This window comes from Streptomyces shaanxiensis (assembly GCF_039537145.1).
Taxonomy (GTDB): domain Bacteria; phylum Actinomycetota; class Actinomycetes; order Streptomycetales; family Streptomycetaceae; genus Streptomyces; species Streptomyces shaanxiensis.
The window spans coordinates 23229-49108 of record NZ_BAAAZY010000015.1; the positions used below are offsets into that span (position 1 = coordinate 23229).

General features: G+C 69.7%; 19 protein-coding genes and 2 pseudogenes. 2 read left to right on the forward strand and 19 right to left on the reverse strand.

Going from position 1 to position 25880, the window contains the following annotated elements; all coding sequences use genetic code 11:
* Positions 1–55 precede the first annotated feature (55 nt).
* The 4 genes and pseudogenes from ABD932_RS29520 to ABD932_RS29535 all read right to left on the reverse strand — a co-directional run.
* Positions 56–355, reverse strand: a pseudogene (locus ABD932_RS29520) (HAD family hydrolase); the annotation flags it as partial.
* Positions 356–558: 203 nt separating this feature from the next.
* Complete coding sequence (locus tag ABD932_RS29525) at positions 559–999, reverse strand: bacterial transcriptional activator domain-containing protein (protein WP_345017154.1); 441 nt, start codon at positions 997–999, stop codon at positions 559–561.
* 333 nt (positions 1000–1332) lie between these two features.
* Positions 1333–2187 (reverse strand): annotated as a pseudogene (locus ABD932_RS29530) (tyrosine-type recombinase/integrase); the annotation flags it as partial.
* Between the two features lie 283 nt (positions 2188–2470).
* Positions 2471–3070 (reverse strand): hypothetical protein, encoded by a 600-nt coding sequence (locus ABD932_RS29535; RefSeq protein WP_345017156.1) that lies wholly within the window; start codon positions 3068–3070, stop codon positions 2471–2473.
* A 1351-nt stretch (positions 3071–4421) separates the two neighbouring features.
* On the opposite strand from ABD932_RS29535, the gene ABD932_RS29540 reads away from it, so the two are divergent.
* On the forward strand, positions 4422–5672 hold the full coding sequence (locus ABD932_RS29540) for an LPXTG cell wall anchor domain-containing protein (RefSeq protein WP_345017158.1): 1251 nt from the start codon (positions 4422–4424) through the stop codon (positions 5670–5672).
* A 49-nt stretch (positions 5673–5721) separates the two neighbouring features.
* Here the strand turns inward: ABD932_RS29540 and ABD932_RS29545 are convergent, their stop codons facing one another.
* From ABD932_RS29545 to ABD932_RS29600, 12 genes are all read right to left on the reverse strand, one after another.
* Positions 5722–6273 carry a GNAT family N-acetyltransferase gene (locus ABD932_RS29545; RefSeq protein WP_345017160.1) on the reverse strand — a complete coding sequence of 184 codons (552 nt, stop codon included), beginning with the start codon at positions 6271–6273 and terminating at the stop codon, positions 5722–5724.
* A complete protein-coding gene (locus ABD932_RS29550; RefSeq protein WP_345017162.1) occupies positions 6270–7475 on the reverse strand; it encodes an SUKH-4 family immunity protein in 1206 nt (401 codons plus the stop codon). Before ABD932_RS29550 ends, ABD932_RS29545 begins: the two co-directional genes overlap by 4 nt.
* A 192-nt stretch (positions 7476–7667) precedes the next feature.
* On the reverse strand, positions 7668–8210 hold the full coding sequence (locus ABD932_RS29555) for an AAA family ATPase (protein ID WP_345017164.1): 543 nt from the start codon (positions 8208–8210) through the stop codon (positions 7668–7670).
* A 31-nt stretch (positions 8211–8241) separates the two neighbouring features.
* The gene (locus tag ABD932_RS29560) at positions 8242–10551 is read right to left on the reverse strand and encodes a xanthine dehydrogenase family protein molybdopterin-binding subunit (protein ID WP_345017166.1); all 2310 of its coding nucleotides are present in this window, start codon (positions 10549–10551) and stop codon (positions 8242–8244) included.
* The gene (locus ABD932_RS29565; protein ID WP_345017168.1) at positions 10548–12260 is read right to left on the reverse strand and encodes a 2Fe-2S iron-sulfur cluster-binding protein; all 1713 of its coding nucleotides are present in this window, start codon (positions 12258–12260) and stop codon (positions 10548–10550) included. Before ABD932_RS29565 ends, ABD932_RS29560 begins: the two co-directional genes overlap by 4 nt.
* Positions 12257–13150 carry an FAD binding domain-containing protein gene (locus tag ABD932_RS29570; protein ID WP_126392596.1) on the reverse strand — a complete coding sequence of 298 codons (894 nt, stop codon included), beginning with the start codon at positions 13148–13150 and terminating at the stop codon, positions 12257–12259. Before ABD932_RS29570 ends, ABD932_RS29565 begins: the two co-directional genes overlap by 4 nt.
* Before the next feature lie 225 nt (positions 13151–13375).
* A complete protein-coding gene (locus ABD932_RS29575; protein ID WP_345017171.1) occupies positions 13376–15001 on the reverse strand; it encodes a beta-N-acetylhexosaminidase in 1626 nt (541 codons plus the stop codon).
* A gap of 15 nt (positions 15002–15016) precedes the next feature.
* On the reverse strand, positions 15017–15850 hold the full coding sequence (locus ABD932_RS29580; protein ID WP_425587534.1) for a carbohydrate ABC transporter permease: 834 nt from the start codon (positions 15848–15850) through the stop codon (positions 15017–15019).
* Between the two features lie 23 nt (positions 15851–15873).
* Positions 15874–16761, reverse strand: coding sequence for a carbohydrate ABC transporter permease (locus ABD932_RS29585; protein WP_345017175.1), 888 nt, complete (start codon positions 16759–16761; stop codon positions 15874–15876).
* 4 nt (positions 16762–16765) lie between these two features.
* Entirely contained in the window at positions 16766–18061 is a 1296-nt protein-coding gene (locus tag ABD932_RS29590) for an extracellular solute-binding protein (RefSeq protein ID WP_345017177.1), read from the reverse strand.
* A 188-nt stretch (positions 18062–18249) separates the two neighbouring features.
* Complete coding sequence (locus ABD932_RS29595) at positions 18250–18537, reverse strand: DUF3039 domain-containing protein (protein ID WP_031478284.1); 288 nt, start codon at positions 18535–18537, stop codon at positions 18250–18252.
* Between the two features lie 29 nt (positions 18538–18566).
* On the reverse strand, positions 18567–19139 hold the full coding sequence (locus ABD932_RS29600; RefSeq protein ID WP_030054423.1) for a YqgE/AlgH family protein: 573 nt from the start codon (positions 19137–19139) through the stop codon (positions 18567–18569).
* Positions 19140–19392: 253 nt separating this feature from the next.
* Here ABD932_RS29600 and murA point away from each other — a divergent pair, with 253 nt between their 5' ends.
* Positions 19393–20733 (forward strand): UDP-N-acetylglucosamine 1-carboxyvinyltransferase, encoded by a 1341-nt coding sequence (gene murA, locus ABD932_RS29605; RefSeq protein ID WP_126392601.1) that lies wholly within the window; start codon positions 19393–19395, stop codon positions 20731–20733.
* Between the two features lie 279 nt (positions 20734–21012).
* Here murA and ABD932_RS29610 read toward each other — a convergent pair whose 3' ends face one another.
* The 3 genes from ABD932_RS29610 to ABD932_RS29620 form a co-directional block, all read right to left on the reverse strand.
* Positions 21013–21294 carry an HU family DNA-binding protein gene (locus ABD932_RS29610; RefSeq protein ID WP_004000874.1) on the reverse strand — a complete coding sequence of 94 codons (282 nt, stop codon included), beginning with the start codon at positions 21292–21294 and terminating at the stop codon, positions 21013–21015.
* Positions 21295–21656: 362 nt separating this feature from the next.
* Positions 21657–23081 (reverse strand): NAD-dependent malic enzyme, encoded by a 1425-nt coding sequence (locus ABD932_RS29615; protein WP_345017184.1) that lies wholly within the window; start codon positions 23079–23081, stop codon positions 21657–21659.
* Between the two features lie 317 nt (positions 23082–23398).
* Entirely contained in the window at positions 23399–25828 is a 2430-nt protein-coding gene (locus ABD932_RS29620) for a HelD family protein (protein WP_345017186.1), read from the reverse strand.
* Between the last annotated feature and the right edge of the window lie 52 nt (positions 25829–25880).

The following is a 25880-nucleotide window of genomic DNA, read 5'->3' on the forward strand; positions in this document are numbered from 1 at the left end:
GATTCCCCCTGATTTCCTCGGTGAAAACGACCGAACAGGCCGTCGATCACCGACCCTAGGTGGCAACTCTGTTCGACGTAAGCGCAGTTGAGTGAAACCTGAGGCTTTCAGCACAAAACCCGGTACACACAGGGCTCTCCACTCGGAAGGTGGGGAGCTTCTCGGCTTCCTCGCTTCGCCACTGGATCGTCGCCCAAGGGCCACGGTGGACCAGCGCGGCGTGCATGCCCGGGGCGACGGCCGGGCGAAGGTCGTTGTCGACGCGGTCGCCAACGTAGAGGATCTCGTCATTGCAGAACGGAGTGACCTCGGCGACGCGCTCGAAGGACAGCGCGTTCGGCTTGCTCGCGCCCCACCGGTTCAGCGCCTGAGCAGCGAGATTGCGGACCTTTCGGTTGGCCAGCCACTTCGTCAGCCGGGTGGCGCTGGCGCCGCGGGCCGATAGAAGAATGCGGGTGGCGCAGAGTTGACCTTGACCGGATCCATGACAGCTGGTCCGCCTATTACGTAGGCGTCCAGGCCCATGCCGGCCAAGCCATGATCATCCGGCCAGAGATGTCACATGCGCGAGCTCGAACGCGGGCTCGACTCCGAGCTCCTTCCGCAGGCGGCGCCGGAATCTTGGTACAACTCCGTGGATCTTCCCGGGGCGCCCAGCTTCAGGTGGGCACGTATCAGAAGAAGATGGCTGGGCTCGTCAAGCGGTTCCCACGTGACCAGGAGCTCCGCGATCTCGACGGCTTCCCGCAGTCGCTCGCCGGACAGCAGGATCTCGCCCGCTTCACGCAGGGCATAGAACCTGCGCTGATCCCACGTCCTTTGATGTTCCTCAATCCATGGCGAATGCACGTCGACCAACAGAGGGAGCTGCAGCAGTTCGAGATCGTTGGTGAGGGATGGCGTGTGCGGCCAGTCCGGGTGGGCGAGAGCATCGTGTGCCTGCTGCCAGTCGCTCGCGAGCACTTCCGAGATGCGTACGGTCTCGCCCTCCGCGATCACCAACTCCCGGGGTGCGTGCGGCCTCGTTCACCCGCCACAGCAGTCGGCTCAGCCTGCGCCGCCCGAGGCGCTCCGCCTTGTCAGGCCACAGGGATCTGATGATCGCGGAGCGACGAGCGGTTCGCCCTTCGCGCAGTTCGAGGTAGGCCACAAGCTCCGCGGTCTGCGGTGGTAGGCGGTAGGGCTCGTCGGGTCTCCTGGGTCTCGGTCGGCTTCGCAACCCCGAGCTACCAAGAGGCCCTGTTCTCATGCCCACAGCCGAAGCCGATCACCCGATCGAGACTCCTGTTCGACACACACCCCTCAAGATCGGAACGACAACAGCGTCTTAGCTCAGCCCATCCGCACAAGGCCTCCCGCAAGCCCATCATCATCATCGTCCGGCCCCTCAGTGCCCGACTCCCAAATGAGCCCGTCAACCTGCCTTGCGACGTTGCTGCGGACGCTGTCGACCATGTGCTGATACCGCGCGGCCATGGCCGTGGTGGACCATCCCATGAGGCTCATGACGGCCCGCTCGGGTACGCCGAGGATGAGCAGGACCGTGGCGGCCGTGTGGCGCGCGTCGTGCAGGCGCCCGTCACGGACGGTCGCCTCTGCCAGCAGGGCCTTCCACTCTGCCCAGTCCCGGCGGTGGGAGGGGCTTCGGCCGTGCTCATCCGGGAAGACCAGGCCATTCTCCTCCCAGCGTTTCCCGGCCGCCTCCCTCTCCGCTTCCTGCGCCTTCAGGTGCGCACGGAGTAGGTCAACGAGCTGTTCAGGGAGACCGACCGCACGGCGGCCGGCCCGCGACTTGGTGACGGTCAACTCCGGGTTAGTCCGTCGCTTCTGCGGGCAATACCCGGCGGCCTTGCGTCCGCAGGGCTCGGAGCATCCGTGGGCGTATTGCGGCCGGTGACGGCTACGGCGGACTACGAGGAATCCACCGTCAAGGTCCACGTCCACCCACTGCAAGCCCAGCACCTCACCTTGACGCAGACCGAGCGCGAGGGCGACGGCCCACCGTGCGGAGTTGCGGTGCTGGTCAGCAGCCTTCAACAGCCGCTGTACCTCTTGGACGGTGTAGGGCTCTACCTCGTAATCCCCCGTCTTCGGCGCCTTGGCCAACAGCACCGGGTTCTTGCCGAGATGCCCCCGCCGCACAGCCTCGTTGAGCGCGGCGCGAAAGGTCCGGTGCACCTGGTGAGCGGCTCCGGACAAACCTGCAAAGCGGCCTACGCCGGTTCGAATCCGGTCACGGCCTCAACTTCCTTGACCAAGCAAACGAATGGGCAGCGCCCCGGAGGGAGCCGCCCCGTGTCCGCTGGCGTACCCAACAGCAGTCTTCCGTCCACATTTGGGTTTCCAGACTTGAAACCAAACCGGAAGACCCTAGACACGGCTCTGCCTTCATCATTGGCAACCAGGAGGGAGCTAAGCCTGGTCCGCGCATTCAAGCAGCCGCATGATGTGGGAACAGGGTTGGTCTTGATCACCAGCACACGCGGAATCCGTACTTACGGGCACTGGCCCGCCTTTGACTTGAACTCTCTTCTGCTTCTCGCTTGTCTAGCTCATCTGACCATTCAGGGTCTCCTTCCAGCCATCGATCCCTGGCAGCCCTGAATGCCTCCACATCCCTATTTGGCTTCTCAATTAATTCGTTGATTTCATCCTCATCGCCCGGTGGTGGCGTTAGAGCCGCCCATTCGTTTGCCAGGCTTGTTGTGATGCTGATCAGATCGTTGAAGAATTTTAGGTTCGGGGTGGAGTTGTCGAGCTTCCCCGACTCCTTATACCACTTCTCGCAAACACGATCGGCCTCCTGTACGTACTTAGCCTTGAGGGAAATGGGCTGACTACTTGAGGATTCAGTTGCGGGAGGACCGCCTGGGGGATCGCTTTGGGGGCCGGAAGGGCCGCCGGTATCGGTCTCCTTCGGAGTTCTCGCCGGGCCCGGAAAAAGAAAGTCCCATACGTCGGTGAACTTGGTGATTCCGAAGAACCCTAGGATCGCCAAAGCTGCCGCAGCTATGCCGACCCATATCTGGAACTTGTTGAGCTTGGAATCATTGTCTGGCTCCGGCGTCACGACTCTCCCCCCTCGCCCTGCGCGATTTTGTTCCGAATATGCCATCCATTAGGTATGACAGCGCAAGAGAGTGAGTGGTCAAGTTCCGCGCGCAGAGGTGAGAGGGGGCGCAATCCTCGGAACATGTGCGCCGAGCGTACGCCCGACAAGTCTGTGAGGAGTGGGACGACGGTCAGGAGGTGCCCCGTACGCCCTGCCCCATCCCCCGGTGTCCCGAGCTAACGAACGGGGACGCTGCCCGAAGCACAAGCGGGAGGCACGGCAAGCAGCTAGGAACTAGCCTCGCCGTTTCGCTTCCGATGGCTGAGCTGGCGTGATCGCCATGAGGTGGGAGTTCTGGTTGTTGGCTGCCGGGCGGGCATGGTGGAGGCCCGACGCGCGGGTCGGGCTTCTCCAAGGCTCCTCGGGGCGTGGGTGTGTAGGGACGGTGCCGTGTGAACCCTCACGGACGCCCCGCAAAAGCATGCGGACAGTCGGAAAGCGTGTTGGGGTCAGCCTCGCGAGAACGAGTTGCGTGAAGATGCACGCGTGGCGGCTACCTGCTTCAGCCGAAAGGAGCGGGGCCGAGTCCTGAGCAGCCGCTTTCCCGTGTACCGCTGGTGGCCATGAACTCGCCCTCTCACCCATCGGGAAGGCGCAGAATGCCGGGAGCTGCGTCGAAGAGATCAACATCGTCGTCCCCAGCCAGGGTGACGCTGCCCGCCCACGTACTGTGCCGGTCGTAACTGAAGTCGGGAACGGTGGCTGGGTCCAGGCGGAACACGAGGGAGGTGTGCACGGCGACTTCACGGCCGTCGGGGAAGACGACGGTCGCAGGGCCCTGGTAGCGGGGCGTTCGTCGTCCTTGTGGAACCTGTCGCGTGACATGCGCCAATCCTCGCGCGGCCGCAGGTCTGGTCAAGGGGCTGGCTCCTACCGTCTCAGTTCCCGTCTCATTCATCGCCGTACGAGGCCGTCCAGGACCGTTCGCCTGCCCCGGCAATCCGGCCGTCCGTACGAGAATGAACGCCAGTGGACGCACCCGAATCGTGCCCTGACCAGCCCGGACAAACCTGCAAAGCGAGTTACGTGGGTTCGATTCCCGCCACGGCCTCCAGAACAGCGCTACGGCCGACCACTGGCGGGTGGTCGGCCGTGTGCCCGAGGGATGCAGGCCCCGAGCGGTCCAAGCCGCGAGGGGATCGCCTCGTCCCGCGCATCCCCCTCTTCTTCCTCTCCCCCTTCTCCCTCCCTTCTCCCTCCCTTCTCCTCAAACGGCAGCACAACCCTCAGCCCCCTCCAGATGTCCAGAACATGACTGGACGGCAAAGCTCCGGTCGCCGTGCTTCCTGTTTGGACGAGGAGACCCACAGTGCGTCAGCACATGCGCCCGCACCTCCGTACCTCGGCCGCCTTCGTGGCCGCTGCCGCGATCGCCGCGGCCGTTCCCGTGGCCGCCGCGCCCGCGGCGCAGGCCGAGGAGGGACAGCCCTCCCTGGTGATCTCGAATCTGCCGCCCACGTCTCCCAAGCCCGGTGAGGTGTACGACGAGTCCGTCGTCGTCACCAACAAGGGCACCGCGGCCGCGAACGGCATCACCTTCCGGGTCCGGCTGACCCGAGGGCTCGACTTCCCCGAGAACGTGCAGGGCTGCACCTACTCGACCATCGAGGACCAGGTCAGGCAGGCGCTCTGCGAGCTCGACACCGTCATCGAACCCGGCGCCTCCGTCGAGACGCCCGTCCGGTTCAAGGCGCTGCCGAACGCGCTGATGGAGGCCGTCCAGTACGGCACCGGCCCCACCGGCGAGGCCCCGGGCGAGGGATTCGACGACAGTCACCGGCGGCTGACCCTGACCGCGGACAGCTCGGCCGACCTCGTCGCCGTCGGTGACGACACCGAGGCGCTCGCGGGCGACAAGCAGTCCGTCACGGTGAAGCTCCGCAACGACGGCCCCGGCTGGATCCAGAACCAGGAGAGCGACGACCTGACCGCGCTCATGGTGCAGATCCCGAAGGGCACGGTCGCCGCCGAGGTGCCCAAGGAGTGCGCACCGTTCGGGATCGACGGGCCGTCCGGGCCCGGTGGGACGCCGCGCAAGGCCAAGTACGTCTGCTGGCCCGCCGACGCCACCATCGATGCCGGTGAGACCCTCTCCTTCACCTTCATGCTGGAGATCAAGGACGACGCCAAGACCACCACCGGCGAGGTGAAGGCGACCTCCGTCTACGACATCCACCCGAAGTTCGACAAGAACCCCGCCAACGACAAGGCCCAGATCCGCATCGAAATCCCCACCGACTACGAGCCCGGCCCCTCCACCTCCGGCGGCTCCAGCACCGGCGGCGGCTCGACGGACGGTGGCTCCTCCAGCGGCGGGAACGGCAACGACCCCGACGGCCAGTCCACCGGCGGCACCGGCAGCGCCGGCGGCTCGGGCAGCACCGGCTCCACCTCCACGGGCACCACGACCGGCGGCACCGGCTCCGTCGACGGCAACCTCGCCAGCACCGGCTCCGACGGCACCCCGCTCCTCGCCGGCGCCGCAGCCGCCACGGCGGCCCTCGGCGGTGTCCTGGTCATGGCCGTACGCCGCCGCCGCGCGACCGCCAAGTCCTCCTGACCACTCCTGTCCCTGAGGCCGGCGGCCAGAAGTAGAGGGCCGGCCGGTCTCAGGGGTACGGCGTCGTCCGCGCCACGTGGGCCTGGAGGAGACGCGGCGACTCAGTGAAGCCCTGGCGGATGTACGCCGGGATCGCCCGGGGTGAGGAGTGGACGGTGACCCGCTCCAGCCCGAGGTCCTTCGCCCCGGCCAGCGTCTCGGTGATCAGCCGGCCGCCCAGCCCCGCGTCGCGCGCCTCAGGGACGACGTACACGCACTGCAGGTCACCGGACGCCCGGTGCAGCGCATGCGGCGTCGGGACGCGGTGGACGACCGCCAGCCAGGCCATGCCGAGGATCTCTGTGACCCCGGTGGTCTCCGCATCGCGGACCAGGACCATGCAGCGGTGCGACGAGGCGTTCTGCCCAGCCCAGGCGACGAAGTGGCGTACGAACTCCTCGCGATCGACGGCTGCCGGTGCGGCCCCGTCGTTCTCGAGGATCCACTGCCAGCGGAGTCCGGCGACGGCCGCCAACTCGCCGGGTTCGGCCGGGCGGACGGTGATGTCGTCCCTACGGTCGCCATCCCCCGTCGCCCATCCGCCATCCCCGGGTCGGCTCACCGCACGCCGCCCACCGACTCCAGCACCCCACTCGCCACGTCCCGGAACGCCTCCGTCCAGTAGTGCCGGCCGTCCCGACCCGCCGCGGCGACGCCGGTCGGGTCGACCGTCGACAGGACCTGGAGCATCGTCATGGCCAGTTGGTCGTAGGTGTCGGTCGTCAGCTCGTGGCCGGACTCCTCGTCGATCGCCTGCTCGCGGTGGAGCAGCCAGAGCGTGAAGGCGAGAGTAGAGACGTCGGTGTTCAGGGGGAACAGCCGCGCCTCGGGCTCGCTCCAGTTCAGGACCGCCCCCGTCGCGCCGTCGACCACCAGGCTGTTGTCCTCCACGAGGTGGCCGAGGCGTATCAAGTGGTCGGCCCGGTAGGGAAGTTCGGCCGAGGGGTCGACGTCGGCGTAGTACTCGGCCAGCGTCGGCAGCGGGACGTCCGTGTCGAGGTCGAGGGAGAACAGGTAGCCGTCCTCCGGCAGCCCGACCTCGCGCAGGAAGCGGCGGGTCGGCTCGTGCGTGAGCGTGGTGGGGAAGTCGACCTCCTCGAAGCGCACCATCTTGCGTGCGCCGAACTCCTGATCCAGGAGGCGCCGCGGCAGGTCCAGGGCCAGCCCCGACTCTCCGGCCCGGCCCGCCACGAGCGCGAGCGGGCGGATCAGGGCCGCCATCTTCCAGAACGGAGCCGGCTCGCCGTCCGCGCCCTCCTCGAACACCGTCAACAGGTGCCGGGAGGCCTCCGCGACCGCCTTCGGGCCGTACCGGCCGACATAGGAGGCGAACTGGCCGCGCAGGCCAGCCAGTTCGTCCGTGGCCTCCGCGAAGCGGACCAGCGTGCGCAGGGACGGGGCCAGGGGGCGGCGGTCCATCAGGTCGGGGCGGTCGTACAGGAAGTGCGTCGTCGAGATCTCACCCGTCGCGCCGTCCAGCAGGACCGACTCCGTCTCCAGGGCGCCGGGGCCCAGCAGTCCGCCTATCACCAGCTGGTCCCGCAGCTCCGCGGCCAGCCGGTCGACCGGGCCGCCCGTCGAGTCCGCCACCGTCCGCAGGCCCTCGCGGCACAGCTCGGCGAAGCTCAACACACCGCTGTCGCACGGCAGTCCGGGTCCCGTCAGCCATCGCCGCGTCGACGCGTGCGTGACGTACGGATCCAGTTCGGTCTCCGTCAGGATGATCGCCGTATCACCGGCGCGAGTCGTGATCGTCGTGCTCATGGCTCCCCCGCATGCGCTTGCTCACCGCCCCGGGCAGGACACGGCCGACCGTCCGGTCCGCCGGACCCGGCTGCCGTCCCCACTGCCCAGAACACTACGCGCCACCACTGACAACGCCCCCGGATCGGCACGACCACCGACAACACACCGAATCAGCACGACCACTGACAGCGCTTCACATCAGTAAGACGCTCAACCCACCCTCGCGCGTTCCCGCCCGGCGAGAATCGCCTCCACCGTCTCCCCCACGGTCAGCTCCGAGGAGTCCACCCACAGCCCGATCCGCGGCGTCCGCGCCCGCAGCTCCCCGTCCAACCGCTCGACCGTCCAGGCTCCGTAGCCCGTCTTGGCCCGCCCGGCCTCCCGCGCCGCCACGGCCGCGGCGCTCGGCGCCAGGACGACCACGTACAGCGGACGCGTGCGCACGAGCTGTACGTACGCCGCCAGGTCCGCACCCAGCACCACGTCCTGCACGATCGCCGTGAACCCGGCCTCCGCGTACGCGTCCGCCGCCGCGGCCGACAATCGGTACCGCAGCCGGAGTTGAGCCTCGCCCTCGTCGTCGCCGTCGCCGTCCGAGGCTCCGGGTTCGTACTCCACGCGCCCCGAGACGATCATCCGCCGGAACACGTCCCCACGCACATGCGCGGCCCTCGTCAGCCTCTCCGCCAGCGCCTGGGCGACCGTCGACTTCCCGGCCGCCATCACACCAGTGACCAGGACGACCCCGTCCATCAGAACAGTCGGCGGGGCAGCGTGGGCAGGCTCACTGCCCCGTCACCACCGCCGCCTGCGGACGGATCGGCAGGCGGTTCACCGGGCGGCCCGTCGCGGCGCGTACGGCCGACGCGATGGCCGCCGGCGAGGTCACCACCGGCACCGCGCTCACCGCCTTCGCGCCGAACGGCGCGACCACGTCCCGCTCCTCGACCAGCTTCACGATCCGGATGTCGGGGGCGTCCAGGGCCGTCGGCAGCGAATAGCCGGTCAGGTCGGGGTGGCGGATCAGGCCGCGTGCCGAGCGCAGGTTCTCCGTGAGCGCTATGCCCACGCCCTGCGTCACGCCCGCCTCGATGCGCGCCTCCAGCTGGGCCGGGTTCAGCACCCGGCCGACGTCCTGCGCGAGCGCCAGCTCGACCACGCGTACCGAGCCCAGTTCGATGTCGACATCGACGACCGCGCGGATCGCGCAGAAGGACATGCCCACGAAGGCGTCGCCCTGGCCGGTGTCGTTCAGCGGCTCGGTCGGGTGCGGGCGGCACTGGGCCGTCGCCCACAGTTCCTTGCCGTCCAGCGCCTCGGTGACGGTGGTCGACAGGACGCCGTCGTACGAGGTGATCTTGCCGTCGGTGATCTGGAGCAGCTCGGTGGACATGCCGAATTTGTGCGCCAGGGGCTGCAGCAGCTGCGTACGGACCATCTTGGCCGCCCGCTCCACCGCACCGCCCGACACCCAGGTGTGACGGCCGCGACAGCCCGCGCCCGCCGGGGGCTGGTCGGTGTCGACGGGCGCCACGTGCACCTCGTCGATGCCGAGGGTCTCCTGGACGATCTGCCGGGCCAGCGTGGTGAAGCCCTGGCCGGTCTCCACCGCAGCGCACAGCACGGTCGCGACACCGTCGTGGACCTTCACGGTCGCCGTGGAGACCTCGTCCGCGCCCTCGGCGCCGAGCATGTGCACCATGCCGAGGCCGTAGCCCACGCCGCGCCGCACGGCACCCGGTTCGCCCGCACCCTCGGGGCCGCCGGGCAGCAGCCACTCGTCCTCGGGCGTGTCCTTGGGGAGGGCGGGGAGCGGGTAGTCCCGTACGGCCTGGAGCAGTTCCGCCACGGGGGCCGGGCAGGTCACGGTCTGCCCCGTCGGGAGTACGTCGCCGGTGGCCAGGGCGTTGCGCAGGCGCAGCTCCGCCGGGTCCACGCCGAGCTTCTTGGCCAGCTTGTCCATCTGCGCCTCGTACGCGGCGCACACCTGCATGGCGCCCTCACCGCGCACGTGCCCGGAGGGAGGGTTGTTGGTGCGTACGGCCCAGCCCTCGATGAAGGCGTTCGGGACGACGTACGGGCCGCAGGCGAAGGCGACCGCGGCGGCCAGGGCGTCGGAGGACGTGTCGGCGTAGGCGCCCGCGTCCAGCAGGATCTGCGCCTCGACCTTGACCAGCTTGCCCTCGGCGTCCGCGTGGTGGCGGTACCGGAGCAGGGTGGGGTGCCGGTGCGTGTGGCCCAGGAAGGACTCCTCGCGCGTGGCCGTCAGCTTCACCGGGCAGCCGGTCTTCAGCGCGAGCAGGCCGAGCGGGAGCTGGAAGCCCTGGTCCTCGCGGTCGGCGGTGGCGCCGGGGACGCCGGTGACGACGACCTTGACGCGCTCGGGTTCCAGGCCGTAGCAGGCGGCGGCCCGGTCGCGGTCGGTGTGCGGGTCGGTCGAGGCCAGGTAGAGCTCCACGCCGCCGTCGGGGCGCGGTACGGCGAGGCCTGCCTCGGCGCCGATGGGGGCCGGGTCCTGGCGGCCGATGCGGTACAGGCCCTCGACCACGATGTCGCCGGCCGCGTCTGGGTCGCCGTGGCGCAGCGGGATGTGGCGGATCAGGTTGCCGTCGGGGTGCAGCGGCTCGGCCTCGAAGGCCTGCTCGGGGTCGGTCACCGGGTCGAGTACCTCGTACTCGACGATGACGGCCGCGGCGGCCAGGCGCGCGGTGTCGGGGTGGTCGGCGGCGACCGCGGCGATGGGCTCGCCGTGGTGGCGTACGACCTCGGAGGCGAAGACGGGGCGGTCGGCCTTGCCGCGGCCGAGCAGCGGGCTGCCCGGCACGTCCTCGTGCGTGACGACGGCCCGTACGCCGGGCATCTCGCGCGCGTGGGAGGTGTCGATGGACGTGATGCGTGCGTGCGGGTGCGGCGAGCGCAGCACGGCCGCCCACAGCAGGCCCTCGGCCCACAGGTCGGCCGCGTACGGGAAGGTGCCCTCTGTCTTGGCGCGCGCGTCGGCGGCCGGCAGGGAGGCGCCGAGGCCGTGCGGGATCTGATCGGGGGCGGGGGCTGCCTCCGCGGCTGTGGTCGCGGTGGCGGCTTCGTTGCTCACGCCTGGCCTCCGTCCTGTCCGTACGCCTGGTCATGCGGTCCCCTGGCACCGCGTGGCTCGAACGCCGACGGGTTGACCCCGCCGGCTCCCGGGCCCGCCTGATGAGGGATACGCGGCTCGTCGCCGTCCTGTTCGGGCTCGTCGGACGCCGACTGTGCCTCGCGTTCGGCGACGACCTCCTTGACGGCCTCCACCACGCCCCGGTAGCCGGAGCAGCGGCACAGGTTGCCGCACAGCGCCTGGCGGGTCTCCAGCTCGCTCGGCGCCGGGTTGCCCTCCAGCAGGTCGTGCACGGTCATCGCCATGCCCGGCACGCAGAAGCCGCACTGCACGGCGCCGCATCGCGCGAGCGCGCGCTGCACGTCGGAGGGCTGCCCGTCGGCGGCCAGGCCCTCGACGGTGCGGACCTCGCTGCCGGCGGCGGTCACGGCGGGCACCAGGCAGGACGCGACGAGCCGTCCGTCGACCTGCACGTTGCAGGCCCCGCACTCGCCCTGCGAGCAGCCGTCCTTGGCGCCCGCGAGCCCGAGCCGCTCGCGCAGCACGTAGAGCAGCGACTCGCCGATCCAGGCGTCCGAGACGGGCCGGTCGACGCCGTTGACGCGCAGGACGTAGGAGGCGAGGGGGTGTTCCTCGCCGGGAGGCGCCGGTACGTCGTCGGAGGCGGCCTGCGTGGCTTCCTCGGTGGCCTCCGCGGCGGAGTCAGCACCCTCGGCGGGGGCGCTCTCCGCGGAAGCCTCTGCCGGGCCCTGAGCGGCCTCTGTGGCGCTCTGGGCGTCCGTGACGGCCTCACCGGCCCCGGGAGCGGCCTGTGCGGCCTCTGCAGCGCTTTCGGCGGAGTCCTCGGCGGAACCGGGCTCCACGCGCGCGTGCCCGTCCGCACCCGGCGCCGCGGGCTGGTTCCCGTCCGGGCCGAACCCGGCCGAGGCGAGCGGCTGCTCGTGCGAGTTCGGGGCGAGCCGCTCGCCGGGTCGGCCACCGTGGTGTCCGGCGTGCTCGTCACCGGTGTGCGGTCCGGGCCGTCCCGGCTGTCCGGGCTCTCCGGGAACGTGCCCGGCATCGGTCGGCCGTCCGGGCGCGGTTCCCACCGCTTCCCCGGTCACGGCAGCGGCCTGCGCCTGCTGCCCCCACGGCTCGCCGGTCGGCTGCGTCGCCCACGGTGCGGGCGCGCCGCCCGGCAGCGTGGCCGGAGGGGTTCCGCCCCACTGCTCGACCAGCGACGACGTGGTGAACTCGCCCGATTCGTCCGGAAGGTCACCGTCGGCGACGGGAATCGACCACTGTCCGGTGACGTCGTGACCGGGCGCCGCGGCGGCCTCCTGGCCTGCCTGACCTGCCGCGGTCTCCGAGAAGTTCCACTGCTGGGTGGCCCCGGGGTTGTACGTGAACCGGTCGCCGCCCGTGTCCTGCGGGGCGGCGTTCGGGTCGGGCCACTGGGCACTCTCAGCCGGCGTGCCCGCGACCGGCCAGCCACCGGTGGCCGCGGGGTCGGCACCCGGGGCCGAGCCCGGCGCGAACGTTATCTGCGGCGGCACGTACCCGTGGCCGGGCGCGGCGAGCGGGCTGTCGGAGGAGGCCAGGAGGGCGTCGATGCCCCCTTCGGGGAGCTTGACGAAGGCGGTGGCGCCGTCGTCGTACTCGCCCTGGGGCAGCGGGTCCCAGCGGCCCGCGCCCTGGGGTGCGCTCTCTCCGTGCTGGTCGTCGGTCACGACAGCGCCCTCCCCAGTGCTCGTCGGGCCAGTGCGGCGACGGTGCGCCGCAGGTGCAGTACGGCGGGTGGATGCTGAGTCACGGTCCCGTCCTCGGCGGGGGTCGGGTCGGGGATGCAGGCCGCGGCGACGTACTCCCCGAAGGCGTGCAGTGCCTCCGGGACGATCGCGCGGTTGTTGTCCCAGTCGATCAGCTGGGCGACCCAGTGCTCGGCCTCCAGGGGCCTGAGCGGCATCGGCGCTATGGCGCCCACGGCGCACCTGACTCCGCGCCGGGCGGGGTCGAGCACGACCGCGACGGACGCCATCGAACGCCCCGGGCCGGTGCGGCCGGTGGCCTTGAGGAAGACCTGCGGGGCGTGCAGCAGCGGCACGCGCACGTAGCCGATGAGTTCGCCGGCGCGCAGCATCTCCATGCCGGCCAGCAGGTGCGACACCGGGATCTCCCGGCGGGCTCCGCCCGGGCCCGCGATGATCAGGGTCGCTTCGAGGGCGGCGAGGACCGGCAGCGCGTCACCGTTCGGCGACGCCGAGGCGATGTTGCCGCCGAGGGTGCCCGCGTTGCGGATCTGCGGCGGGCCCGCGGCGCGCGCGGCGGCCGCGAGCGCCGGGATCAGGGCGGCGAAGTCGGGGCGGCCCATACGCGCGTGTGTGAGGCCGGCGCCGAGCAGAGCGTGACCGTCCTGGTACTGCCAGCCGCGGATCTCGCTGATCCGGCCGAGGCCGACCAGCGCGGCGGGCCTGAGCTGTCCGGAGTTGACGGCGGCCATGAGGTCGGTGCCGCCCGCCACCGGCACGGCGGCGGGCATGGCGGTGAGCGCCGCCACGGCTTCGTCCAGCGTCGTGGGCAGCGTGACGGCCTGCGCCGCCTGCGGTGCGCTCGTGGTCAAACCGGCTGCCCCTTCCCGCTGCCCCACCTGGTCCCACCTGTGTTGCCGTACGGTACGTGCTGACAGGGCGGACGTGGCAACTCTGGCACATCTTCGCAGGACCCGAGGACAGGGGTCCGCTAGGAGGCATTCGCCCACCTCATCGGGGAGATGGTCCGTTTTCGTGCGGCATCACCGGTGCGTGCCGATTGACACTCTTCGGTGACACCTTGCCGGTTTTTTCCATTACCTGTTCGGGGGCGGGCCGTCGATCGGTCGCCCGAGCACACCGGGGCGCCGCTGCCACGGCCGCGGTCCGGCCGGGGGCCGGTAGGCCACCCCGAGGGCGTCAAGTCGCCCGTAATGGGCGGCCATCCGCCGCTCGAATTCGGCGAAGTCCCGTTCCGCCGGGGCGGGCAGCGGGCTCCACGCCACCTCGGCGAAGGCGGCGAGACGCGGAAACGTCTGGTAGTCCACGCGCGCCTGGTCCTCCATCACCTCGGTCCACACGTTGGCCTGCGTACCGAGCACGTGCCGGGCCTCGTCCGGCGTCAACTCCGCGGGCACGGGCTCGAACCGATAGACATCCTCCAGAGTGCGCACGTACCCGATCGGCACCGGCTCGTCGGCGCCCGCGTCCTGACGGTGGTCCAGGTACACCTGCTGCTCGGGACACATGACGACGTCGTGGCCCGCGCGGGCCGCCGCGATGCCGCCGGCGTACCCGCGCCAGGACGACACCGTCGCCCCCTGCGCGAGGCCGCCCTCCAGGATCTCGTCCCAGCCGATGAGCCGACGCCCGCGCGCGGAGAGCCAGGTGTCGAAGTGGCCGATGAACCACGCCTGGAGCTCGTCCTCGTCCTTCAGCCCGAGTTCCCTGATGCGCGCCTGCGCGGTGGGCGACCGGCGCCACTGGTCCTTGAGGCATTCGTCGCCCCCGACGTGAATGAACTCCGAGGGGAACAGCTCCAGGACTTCCTCGAAGACCCCCTCGTAGAAGCGCAGGGTGTTGTCGGTGGGGGCGAGTACGTTCGGATTGATCCCCCAGGTGTCCCAGACGGAGAGGGTGGCGCCCCCCTCAATGGATGCAGTGATGACGTCGGAGTTGCCGAGTTCCGGATACGCGGCGATGGCCGCCTGCGAGTGTCCCGGTACGTCGATTTCGGGGACGACGGTGATATGCCGCTCGGCGGCGTACGCGACGATCTCGCGGATGTCGTCCTGGGTGTAGAAGCCACCGTGCGGCTTGTCGTCCCAGAGCGGCGAGGCCCGATGGCCGAATTTCGTGCGCGCCCGCCAGGAGCCGACCTCGGTGAGCCGGGGGTACCTCTTGATCTCGATGCGCCAGCCCTGGTCGTCCGTCAGATGGAAGTGGAAGACGTTGAGTTTGTGGGCGGCCAGCAGGTCGAGGTAACGCAGGACTCCGTCCTTGGGCATGAAGTGCCGGGCCACGTCGAGCATGAGGCCGCGCCAGCGGAATCGGGGGGCGTCCCGGATCTCCGTCAGGGGCAGCCGCCACGTACGGTCGGAAAGGGGTGCGCGCCGGAAGGCGTCGGGGCCGAGGAGCTGGCGCAGCGTCTGGGCGCCCCAGAAGACACCGGCGGGCGAGCCGCCCTGGATGTGGAGGCCATGGGGGGCGATGGCGAGGCGGTATTCCTCGGCGTCGAGGCCTGGCCGGACGGACAGATGGAGGACGTCGTACTCATCCCCCTTCTTGGGCGGCAGCGCGAGCCCGGTCGCCGCGCCGAGCGTCGTGCGCAGCCAGCGCGCGGTGTCCTCGGTGCCCGGCCCGGCCTCGATCCCGAAGCCGTCGCCGAGTTCGTAGAAGCCCGTGGCCCGCTCCATCTGGCGAGGTGCCGGAATGAGATCCATGAATGATCAGACCCTTCAGTCCTTGACCGCGCCGCCGAGCCCGGACACCAGGCGCCGCTGTACGAGTACGAAGAAGACCAGTACCGGAATGGTCATCACGGTAGAGGCCGCCATCACCCCGCCCCAGTCCGGCTCGTCCGGCTTGTAGAAGACGAGCAGGGCCATCGGGAGGGTCGACTGGGAGGTGTCGCTGATGATGAAGGACTTGGCGAACAGGAAGTCGTTCCAGGCCGAGATGAAGGAAAACACGCTCGTGGCCACGAGCCCCGGGAAGACCAGCGGAAAAAGGATCTGCCACAGGAATCGCGACCGGCTCGCCCCGTCGATGTACGCGGCCTCCTCCAGGGCCTGAGGAACGGCCTTCACAAACCCCCGCAGCATCCAGATCGCGAACGGCAGCGAGAAGGCGATGTGCGGCAGGATCAGCGAGCCGAGCGTGTTCAGTTGGCCGAAGTCCCGCATGAGGAAGAACAAGGGGATGGTGAGGGCCTCCACCGGGACCATCTGGGCCACCAGAAACATGATCAGCAAGGTGGTCCGGAGGCGGAACCGGAATCGGGTCACCGCGGTCGCCGCGAGAAACGCGATCAACGCCGAGACGATCACGACACTGCACGCGACGACAAGGCTGTTGAGGAAGTAACGGCCGAATTCGTTCTGCTCGAAGACCCGCCGGAAGGAATCCAGGGAAGGCGCGAGCGTCCACGGCCGCGGCTCGCTCGACTCGATCTCCCCGGCCGGTTTGAAGGCGCTGAGCACCATCCAGTACAGCGGAAACGCGACCACCGCGGCGATCAGCAGCGCGGACGCCTCCGCGAGCAGCCGCCAGGGACGCCGTACGAAACTCAGGGAAGTCACGGACCTCACGAACCTCACAGCTCCTCCCCCTGCCTGCGCAGCAGCCGCAGGTACCCGAGCGTCACTGCCAGCAGGATCAGCAGCATCACCACGCCGATCGCCGAGCCCAGGCTGTACTGCGAGGACGCGAACGCCTTCTGGTAGGCGTACACGTTCAGCACCAGGTTCTGGCCCGCGATGCCGCCGCCGTTCGTCATGACGTAGATCTGTGTGAAGACCTTGAAGTCCCAGATCACCGACTGGATGGTGACGACCACCAGGATCGGCCGCAGCATCGGCGCCAGCACCGACCGCCAGACCCGCCACTGCGAGGCGCCGTCCAGTTCGGCGGCCTCCAGCACCTCGGCCGGTACGGCGCGGATGCCGGCGTACACCGTCACCATCACGAACGGGAAGGAGCACCACACCACTTCGAGCAGGACGAGGAAGAAGGCGCTGAACCGCCCGTACGTCCACGAGTGGTCACCGAGTCCCAGCACCCGGTTCACCGGGCCGAAGTCCGGGTCGAACAGGAACAGCCACACCGTCGACCCGGTGATGGCGGGCGTCGCCCACGCCCCCAGCGCGGCCAGCATCAGCACCAGCCGCGGCACGGCACGCACGCGCGTGAGCAGCACGGCGAGCGCACAGCCGACGGCGAGCGTCGACACCACGCAGGCCGCCGCGAAGACGACGGTCGCCCCCAGCACCTGCCAGAACTGGTCGTCGCCGAACAGCTCCGCGTAGTTCCCCAGCCCCTGGAAGCTCGTCGGCTCCCCACCGCTGACCTGCGCCTGGGTGTACTGGAAGAACGAGATCAGCCCGAGCTGGTAGATGGGGTAGGCGAGCAGCCCGCCGAGGACGACGAGGGCTGGGGCGAGATAGAGCCAGGGGGTCCAGGAGGGCTTCGTACGAGGACTCACAGGCTCAACCCACGGAGCCGAACGCGTCGTTCATCTTCTTGGCCGCGTCCGCCGAGGCCGCCGCCACGTCCTTCTTGCCGCTGATGACCTCCTGGAACATCGTCGGCAGAACGAGCGAGGAGTCGATCTGCGCCCACGCGGGCGACGCGGGGACGAACCTGGTGCCCGCGGAGAGCGTCTGCGCGAACGGCTTGACGTACGGTTCCTCGGCCGCGACCTGCTGCCGTACGTCGGAGAAGGTGGGCAGGAACCCCATCGCCTCGAACATCGAAGCCTGTGTCTTCTTCGAGGTGAGCTGTTCCATCAGCTCGACCGCCAGCGTCCGATGCGACGTGCTCTTCAGCACACCGATGTTGTTGCCCCCGGCGAACGCCGGCGCGACGGACCCCGCCTTCACGCCCGGCAGCGGCACGACCGCGTACTTGCCCTTCACCTTCCCGGCCTCCACCGCGGTGTGGCTGAAGTCGCCGCCGATCGCCATGCCCGCCTTGCCGGCCGCGAACGCGGTCACCGTGTCGTTGCCGCCCATGCCGGCGCACTTGGCGGCGGGACAGTTGTCGTCGCTGAACAGGGACGTGTACGCCTTGATGCCCTTCTGGGCCGCCGCGCTGTCGATCGCCGAGGCGTAGCTGCCGCCCTTGCCCTCGGCTATCTCCCCGCCGTTGGCCCAGACGAAGGGCATCGCGCCGTACGTGTAGGCGCCGCCCACCACGAGGCCGTACAGCTCGGGCTCGGCGGCGCGGATCTTTCGGGCCGTCGTCGCCAACTCGTCCATGGTCCTCGGGACTTCCAGGCCGAGTTCCTCGAAGACGTCGGTCCGGTAGTACAGGGCGCGGACCCCGACGTAGAAGGGAGCGCCGTAGATCTTGCCGCCCACGGTGACGGACTGCCTGGCCGTGGGGTCGGTGTCCTTCGTCTCGCTCCAGGCACCGAACTCCTCGGTGACGTCGAGGAGTCCGCCGTCCTTCACATAGCCGGCGGTGTCGGTGTTGCCGTACTCCATCACGTCGGGCGCGGACTTCGGGTCGTTGAAGGCGGCCTTGACGCGCTGGGCGCGGGTCTCGACCGGGATGTACTCGACGTCGACCTTCGTGCCCTCGTGCTCCTTCTCGAAGGCGGTGACGACGGAGTCGACGACCTTCTCCTTCGGCTTGTTGCCGACTTCCTGGAAGAGCCAGACCCGCAGCGTGCCGGTCTTCTCGTCCTTGTCGGAGGAGGAGTTGCTGGAAGTCTGGGGGGCGCAGGCGGTGACGACCGCTGCCGCCGCCAGGAGTGCGGCGAGTCGCGAGGGAAGCTTCATGGAGTGATCCTCCGAGCGTTGCGTTGCAGCATATGCAATGGCTATTTCACCCTGTACAACGCATCGGAGCCTAGGGACTACATGAACATGTCCACAAGAGGTCTCAACCACTTCGTGACACGCAAAAGCCCCCGGGGTGCGCCGAACAGCGCCCCGGGGGCCTCGCAAAGCTCAGGCCGAAGGCAGGGTTACTTCTTGTCGCCGCCCTTGCCCTTGTCGTCCCCGCCGGCTCCCATGGACTCGTAGATCTCCTTGCACATGGGACACACCGGGTACTTCTTCGGGTCGCGGCCGGGCACCCAGACCTTGCCGCAGAGCGCCACGACGGGGGTGCCGTCGAGGGCGCTCGCCATGATCTTGTCCTTCTGGACGTAGTGGGCGAAGCGCTCGTGGTCGCCGTCGCCGTGGGACACCTGTGGCGTCGGCTCTACGAGGGTCCCCGTACCAGTCCCGCGCTCGGGCTCGAGAGTGCTCATAACGCCAAGAGTACTGAAGCTCACATGTTTCAGTTGAGCGAAGGGTCGTCCGGGTACGTCGCCACCATCGCGAGCTCGTTGCGCTGGCGGCGCAGCACCTCGCGCCACAGTCGTTCCGGGGACGGCGAGGAGACGTCGCCGGGCTCGGACTCGACGACGTACCAGGCGCCCTCCACCAGCTCGTCCTCCAGCTGGCCGGGTCCCCAGCCGGCGTACCCGGCGAAGATCCTCAAGGACCCGACGGCCGAGGCGAGCAGCTCCGGCGGGGCCTCCAGGTCCACGAGCCCGATCGCCCCGTGCACCCGGCGCCAGCCCAGCGGGGCGCTCTCGCCGTTCGCGTCACCGGGGATGACGGCGACACCGAGGGCCGAGTCCAGGGACACCGGGCCGCCCTGGAAGACGACACCGGGTTCGCCGGCGAGGTCCGCCCAGCCCTCCAGGATGTCGCCCACGTCCACGGGGGTCGGACGGTTGAGGACGACACCGAGGGAGCCCTCCTCGTCGTGGTCGAGAAGGAGCACCACCGCGCGGTCGAAGTTCGGGTCCGCCAGGGCGGGCGTTGCCACGAGCAGCCGCCCTGTGAGCGAGGACACCTCGGTCATGCCAGACATGATCCCGCATCTTCCCTTCGCGTGGGGAGGCAATGCGGGTTCGGGAGTGAATGCAGCTCAGGGCGGAAAGAAGCAGGATCGGGCGCACGGCGGCGATGGTGACCGCTTGTGCCCGACGGCGAACGGTTCGTGTTGTGACAGAGCTATGACGTTCCTGAGCCGTACTCGGGCTTACAGAAGGGGGGTCGGCGGCGATTACCCTTTCCCTTCTGGCCCCTGCCCAACTCATCGGAACGCGAGATACATGACCGTCAACGACGATGTCCTGCTTGTCCACGGCGGAACCCCGCTGGAGGGCGAGATCCGTGTCCGCGGTGCGAAGAACCTCGTACCGAAGGCCATGGTCGCCGCCCTGCTGGGCAGCGCGCCAAGTCGACTGCGCAACGTGCCGGACATCCGTGACGTGCGTGTCGTACGAGGCCTGCTGCAACTGCACGGGGTCACGGTCCGTCCGGGTGAGGAACCGGGCGAGTTGGTGATGGACCCGTCCCACGTGGAGAGCGCGAACGTCGCTGACATCGATGCCCACGCTGGTTCGAGCCGCATCCCGATCCTGTTCTGCGGCCCCCTGCTCCACCGCCTCGGCCACGCCTTCATCCCCGGCCTCGGCGGCTGCGACATCGGCGGCCGGCCCATCGACTTCCACTTCGAGGTGCTGCGGCAGTTCGGGGCGCGCATCGAGAAGCGGGCGGACGGGCAGTACCTGGAGGCTCCGCAGCGGCTGCGCGGCACGAAGATCCGGCTGCCGTACCCGTCCGTGGGCGCGACCGAGCAGGTGCTGCTGACGGCGGTGCTCGCGGAGGGCGTCACCGAGCTCTCGAACGCGGCCGTGGAGCCGGAGATCGAGGACCTCATCTGCGTCCTGCAGAAGATGGGCGCCATCATCGGCGTGGACACCGACCGCACGATCCGCATCACCGGTGTGGACTCGCTCGGCGGCTACAACCACAAGGCCCTCCCGGACCGTCTGGAGGCCGCCTCCTGGGCGTCCGCGGCGCTCGCGACCGAGGGCAACATCTACGTTCGCGGCGCGCAGCAGCGCTCGATGATGACGTTCCTCAACACCTACCGGAAGGTGGGCGGTGCCTTCGAGATCGACGACGAGGGCATCCGTTTCTGGCACCCCGGTGGCCAGTTGAAGTCCATCGCGCTCGAAACGGACGTGCACCCGGGCTTCCAGACGGACTGGCAGCAGCCGCTGGTGGTGGCCCTGACGCAGGCGACCGGCCTGTCGATCATCCACGAGACGGTCTACGAGTCCCGCCTCGGCTTCACCTCCGCGCTGAACCAGATGGGCGCCCACATCCAGCTGTACCGCGAGTGCCTCGGCGGCTCCGACTGCCGCTTCGGCCAGCGCAACTTCCTGCACTCCGCGGTCGTCTCGGGCCCCACCAAGCTCCAGGGCGCCGACCTCGTCATCCCCGACCTCCGCGGCGGCTTCTCGTACCTCATCGCGGCCCTGGCGGCCCAGGGGACTTCACGAGTGCACGGCATCGACCTGATCAACCGCGGCTACGAGAACTTCATGGAGAAGCTCGTGGAGCTGGGCGCCAAGGTCGAACTGCCGGGCAAGGCACTCGGCTGACGGTGGTCTCCTGACACGGACGCGGAACACGCCGGTCTGCGGCTGGGGGTCCGGGGGTTATCCCCCGGGAAGGCACAGCATGGAGAAGCTCGTGGAGCTGGGCGCGAAGGTGGAGTTGCCGGGTAAGGCGCTCGGCTAAGTCCGGCCAAATCCAGCCCGGCCGGCGTTTTGAGGCCACTGGAAAGCGAAAACCACGATGGGGCGGCACCCGAGAACCGGGCGCCGCCCCATCAGCGTTCTACAAGCCGCACACCGTCCCGTGGTGTACAGACGGCAAGGTCACTTGCCCTTGGCGGCTTCCTTGAGCTTGCTGCCCGCGGAGACCTTCACGCTGTAGCCGGCCGGGATCTGGATCGGGTCGCCGGTCTGCGGGTTGCGGGCGGTGCGAGCGGCACGGTGGGTGCGCTCGAAGGTCAGGAAGCCGGGGATGGTGACCTTCTCGTCGCCCTTGGAGACGATGTCGCCGACGACCTCGGCGAAAGCGGCCAGCACGGCGTCGGCGTCCTTGCGGGTCACCTCGGCGCGGTCGGCCAGCGCGGCCACCAGCTCACTGCGGTTCATGTTGTTACTCCCGTGTTCTTTTTGCCGTTGAGGCGTGCCACGCGGCGGAGCCGCATATCGGGCACAGCGAAGTCGATGCTGCCAGGGCCCTGGGACAGTCCCCGGACCCGGGTCCGTCGTCAGACCCTCGCGCCCAGAGACGCATCCTGCCCCTACCTGCGGCGGGAAAGCCAATCCGGCGCCCGGAGGAGTCGTGAGAACACCCGTGGGAGTCACACGAAGAGAGGGCCTGAGCTTGGCCGTCACGATAAACGGCGTTTCAAGGCCCTTGGTTCCACGACGCGCCGTTACAAGGGCTTGCCGTGGCGATCCTCACAGCCCACGCACACTTTTCGGGGCTGTGAGGCGCCGAACCCAGGTGATTACTCGGCCGACGTCACCGCGGACGCCGCCTTCGCAGCCTCCCGCACCGCCCCGGCGACCGCGCCCGCGACCTTGTCGTTGAACACGCTCGGGATGATGTAGTTCGGGTTCAGCTCGTCCTCGGTCACCACATCCGCGAGCGCCTTCGCGGCCGCGAGCATCATGTCGGTGTTGACCGTGCGGGACTGAGCGTCCAGCAGACCGCGGAAGACACCCGGGAAGACCAGCACGTTGTTGATCTGGTTCGGGAAGTCGGAGCGGCCCGTGGCCACAACTGCGGCCGTCTGACGGGCGATTGCGGGGTCGACCTCGGGGTCCGGGTTCGCGAGCGCGAACACGATGGCGTCGTCGGCCATGGCGGCCACGTCGTCACCGTCGAGCACGTTCGGGGCGGAGACGCCGATGAAGACGTCCGCGCCGCGCACGGCCTCCTTCAGCGTGCCGGTCAGGCCCTCGGGGTTGGTGTTGTCGGCGATCCAGCGCAGCGGCGAGTCGGCCGCGGCGTCCACCAGGTCCTCGCGGCCGGCGTGCACGACACCGTGGATGTCGGCGACGACGGCGTTCTTCACGCCCGCGGCGATGAGCAGCTTGAGAATGGCCGTACCGGCCGCGCCGGCGCCGGACATGACGACGCGGATGTTCTCGATCGCCTTGCCCGCGACACGAAGTGCGTTGGTCAGGGCGGCCAGGACGACGATCGCCGTGCCGTGCTGGTCGTCGTGGAAGACGGGGATGTCGAGGGCCTCGCGCAGCCGTGCCTCGATCTCGAAGCAGCGGGGGGCGGAGATGTCCTCGAGGTTGATGCCGGCGAACCCGGGGGCGATCGCCTTGACGATCTCGACGATCGCGTCGGTGTCCTGGGTGTCGAGGCAGATCGGCCAGGCGTCGATGCCGGCGAACCGCTTGAACAGGGCCGCCTTGCCCTCCATCACGGGCAGCGCGGCCTTCGGGCCGATGTTGCCGAGGCCCAGCACCGCCGAGCCGTCCGTCACGACCGCAACGGAGTTGCGCTTGATGGTGAGGCGGCGGGCGTCCTCGGGGTTCTCGGCGATGGCCATGCAGACGCGGGCCACACCCGGCGTGTAGATCATGGACAGGTCGTCACGGTTACGGATGGGGTGCTTGGACTGCATCTCGATCTTGCCGCCGAGGTGCATGAGGAACGTACGGTCCGAGACCTTGCCGAGTGTGACGCCCTCGATGCCACGGAGCTGCTCGACGATCTCGTCGGCGTGCGCCGTGGAGGTCGCGGCGATGGTGACGTCGATGCGGAGCTTCTCGTGGCCGGACGCGGTCACGTCGAGGCCGGTCACCGAGCCTCCGTGGGACTCGACGGCTCCGGTGAGCTGGGAGACCGCGGTTCCGCTCGCGGGCACCTCCAGCCGGACCGTCATCGAGTAGGAGACGCTGGGCGCCGTTGCCATGGCCGACTTCCTCTGCTTTCACCGTGTGACGCTGGGTACGCCGTCCGATCGTCGCACCTACCGCTGAGTAGGAGTTAGCCGGGCTTGAATTGCGAACGTATTGTTCGCCACGCCTTCTCATGAAAAGAGACCCACGTCACATGGTGACGTGGGTCTCTTCTCTACGTTCATGACACCGACCCGCCATGCTCGCCTCGCGGCAAGTGGTCGCTCGTAGCGACGAAGGTTGGGCCCGGGGGCTTGGATCGAGCCGGTGCCACACCCAGGCTAACAAACGGATCCCGTAAGGCCATTCCCGTACCGGTGGTTCATCCGGATCAATCTCGGAGCAGGTCCGGCACCCCGGTCGCGTCCGGCTCGTCCCGCTCCCCCGACACCACCGTCAGCTGCTGGGTGGCCCGGGTCAGCGCGACGTACAGCACGCGCAGTCCGGCCGGCGACTCGTCCGCGATCTCCGCCGGGGAGACGACGATCGTCGCGTCGTACTCCAGGCCTTTCGCCTCCAGGCTGCCGAGCGCCACGACCCGGTCGCCGAGCCCGGCCAGCCACTTGGCCGCCTCCTCGCGCCGCTGCATGGCGACGACCACGCCGACCGTTCCGTCGACCTGGTCCAGCAGCCGTGCGGCCTCGTGCCGGACCGTCTGAGCGAGTGATTCCCGTACGCCGGTGCCGCGTCCGATGTTCGTTGTCACAAAACGCGGCTCGACGCCCGTGGAGCGCACCGCCGAGGGCGACGTGGAGCCCGGCATGGCGAGCGCCAGCACCTTCGCCGCGAGCTCGGCGATCTCGGCCGGGTTGCGGTAGTTCACGGTGAGCTGGAAGCGGCGGCGCGGGCGGGTGCCGAGGGCCTCGTCGCGCGCCTCGGCCGCCTCGTCCACGTCGGACCAGGACGACTGGGCCGGGTCGCCGACGACCGTCCACGTGGCGTGCCGGCCCCGGCGCCCCACCATCCGCCACTGCATCGGCGTGAGGTCCTGGGCCTCGTCGACGATGACGTGGGCGTACTCGGTGCGCTCGGCCGCCAGCCGCTCGGCGCGCTCGCGCTGCGACTCCTCGCGCACCGGCATCAGCTCCTCCAGGCCGCTGAGCTGGTCGAGCGGGTCCAGCTCGCGCTTCTTCTTCGGGCGGGCCGGGGTGCCGAGGATCGCCTGGAGCTCGTCGAGCATGGCGATGTCGTGCACGGAGTGGCCGTCCCGCTTCAGCGAGCGGGCCACCTTGCGGATCTCGCCGGGGTTGAGGATCCGGCGGGCCCAGCGGCCGAGCCGGCGCTCGTCGGCCATCGCCTCCAGGACGGCCTTCGGGGTGAGCTCGGGCCACCAGGCGTCGAGGAAGGCGATGAAGCTGTCCTCCGTCATCACGTCCTCGTCGAAGGACGAGCGCAGCTCGGCGGCCAGCTCCGGGTCGGTGTGCCGGGATGCGCCGCCGGACTTCGCCCACAGGGCGTCGAGCAGCAGCTTGCGGGCGCGCGGGCGCAGCAGGTTCACGGGGGCGGTGCCGCCGAGGGCGCTGTGGCGGATACGTTCCAGCGCATCGGCCTCCAGCTCGAGCCGGCGCCCGAAGGCGACCACGCGCAGACGGGTGGGAGGTCCGGCGGGGGGCTGCGCGGGTGAGTCGGCGGCGTCGTCGCCGCCGAAGGCGAGCTGCCCCGTGCCGTTCGCCCCCGCGGCACCGGCGGCGGGCCGGCCGGGAGCGGCCGCGCCTCCCGGCCCCAGCTCCAGCGCGCCCCGCGCCGCCTTCCGCAGCACCTTGAGCATGCGGTACGAACCCTTGGCGCGGGCCACGGCCGGGGAGTCGTACAGCGTGGCCTCGGCGCCGTCGACCAGCGAGCCGATCGCGCGGATGGCGACCTGGCCCTCCTCGCCCAGGGAGGGGAGCACGCCCTCGGTGTACGCCACCAGCAGCGGGGTCGGCGAGACGATCAGGATGCCGCCCGCGTACCGGCGCCGGTCCTGGTAGAGCAGGTAGGCGGCGCGGTGCAGGGCGACGGCGGTCTTGCCGGTGCCGGGGCCGCCCTCGACGTACGTCACCGAGGCGGCGGGGGCGCGGATGACCAGGTCCTGCTCGGCCTGGATGGACGCCACGATGTCCCGCATGGTGTGGCTGCGGGCCTGTCCGAGGGCGGCCATGAGGGCGCCGTCGCCGATGACGGGCAGCTCGTTCCCACCGAGGAACGCCTTGAGCTCGGGGCGCATGAGGTCGTCCTCGACACCCAGCACGCGGCGCCCCTTGGAACGGATCACCCGGCGCCGTACGACCCGCCCCGGATCGACCGGGGTGGAGCGGTAGAAGGGCGCCGCGGCCGGGGCCCGCCAGTCGATGACCAGCGGGGCGTAGTCCTGGTCGAGCACACCGATACGGCCGATGTGCAGGGTCTCGGCGATGTCGGCGGTGTTGTCGTCGCGGACGGCGCCCTCGGCGGGCTCGACCGCGGTGTAGGCGCCGTCGGGCCCCTTCTTGCCGTCCTTGCCGAGCAGCAGGTCGATACGGCCGAAGAGGAAGTCCTCGAACTCGTTGTTGAGCCGGTTGAGGTGGACGCCCGCCCGGAAGACCTGCGCGTCCCGCTCGGCGAGCGCGCCGGGCGTACCGACCTGGCCGCGCTTGGCCGCGTCGTTCATCAGGAACTCGGCCTCGTGGATCTTCTCCTCGAGGCGCTGGTACACCCGGTCCAGGTGTTCCTGTTCGACGCCGATCTCTCGGTCTCTCCGGGAGTCTTCGAGCGCGGTTTCCTGTTGAGCCTGAGCGGCCACCGGGCCCCCTTCTGACGTGCTGGGCAGCCGTCAACCGTACGCGAAGGGGGCC

What these genes read in the sequence shown, in the direction of transcription:
- ABD932_RS29595 (WP_031478284.1), bottom strand. Translation starts at nt 18,537, where the DNA reads ATGAGCACTCTCGAGCCCGAGCGCGGGACTGGTACGGGGACCCTCGTA.
- ABD932_RS29575 (WP_345017171.1), bottom strand. Translation starts at nt 15,001, where the DNA reads ATGGATCTCATTCCGGCACCTCGCCAGATGGAGCGGGCCACGGGCTTC.
- ABD932_RS29615 (WP_345017184.1), bottom strand. Translation starts at nt 23,081, where the DNA reads ATGGCAACGGCGCCCAGCGTCTCCTACTCGATGACGGTCCGGCTGGAG.
- murA (WP_126392601.1), top strand. Translation starts at nt 19,393, where the DNA reads ATGACCGTCAACGACGATGTCCTGCTTGTCCACGGCGGAACCCCGCTG.
- ABD932_RS29600 (WP_030054423.1), bottom strand. Translation starts at nt 19,139, where the DNA reads ATGACCGAGGTGTCCTCGCTCACAGGGCGGCTGCTCGTGGCAACGCCC.
- ABD932_RS29590 (WP_345017177.1), bottom strand. Translation starts at nt 18,061, where the DNA reads ATGAAGCTTCCCTCGCGACTCGCCGCACTCCTGGCGGCGGCAGCGGTC.
- ABD932_RS29550 (WP_345017162.1), bottom strand. Translation starts at nt 7,475, where the DNA reads ATGAGCACGACGATCACGACTCGCGCCGGTGATACGGCGATCATCCTG.
- ABD932_RS29610 (WP_004000874.1), bottom strand. Translation starts at nt 21,294, where the DNA reads ATGAACCGCAGTGAGCTGGTGGCCGCGCTGGCCGACCGCGCCGAGGTG.
- ABD932_RS29555 (WP_345017164.1), bottom strand. Translation starts at nt 8,210, where the DNA reads ATGGACGGGGTCGTCCTGGTCACTGGTGTGATGGCGGCCGGGAAGTCG.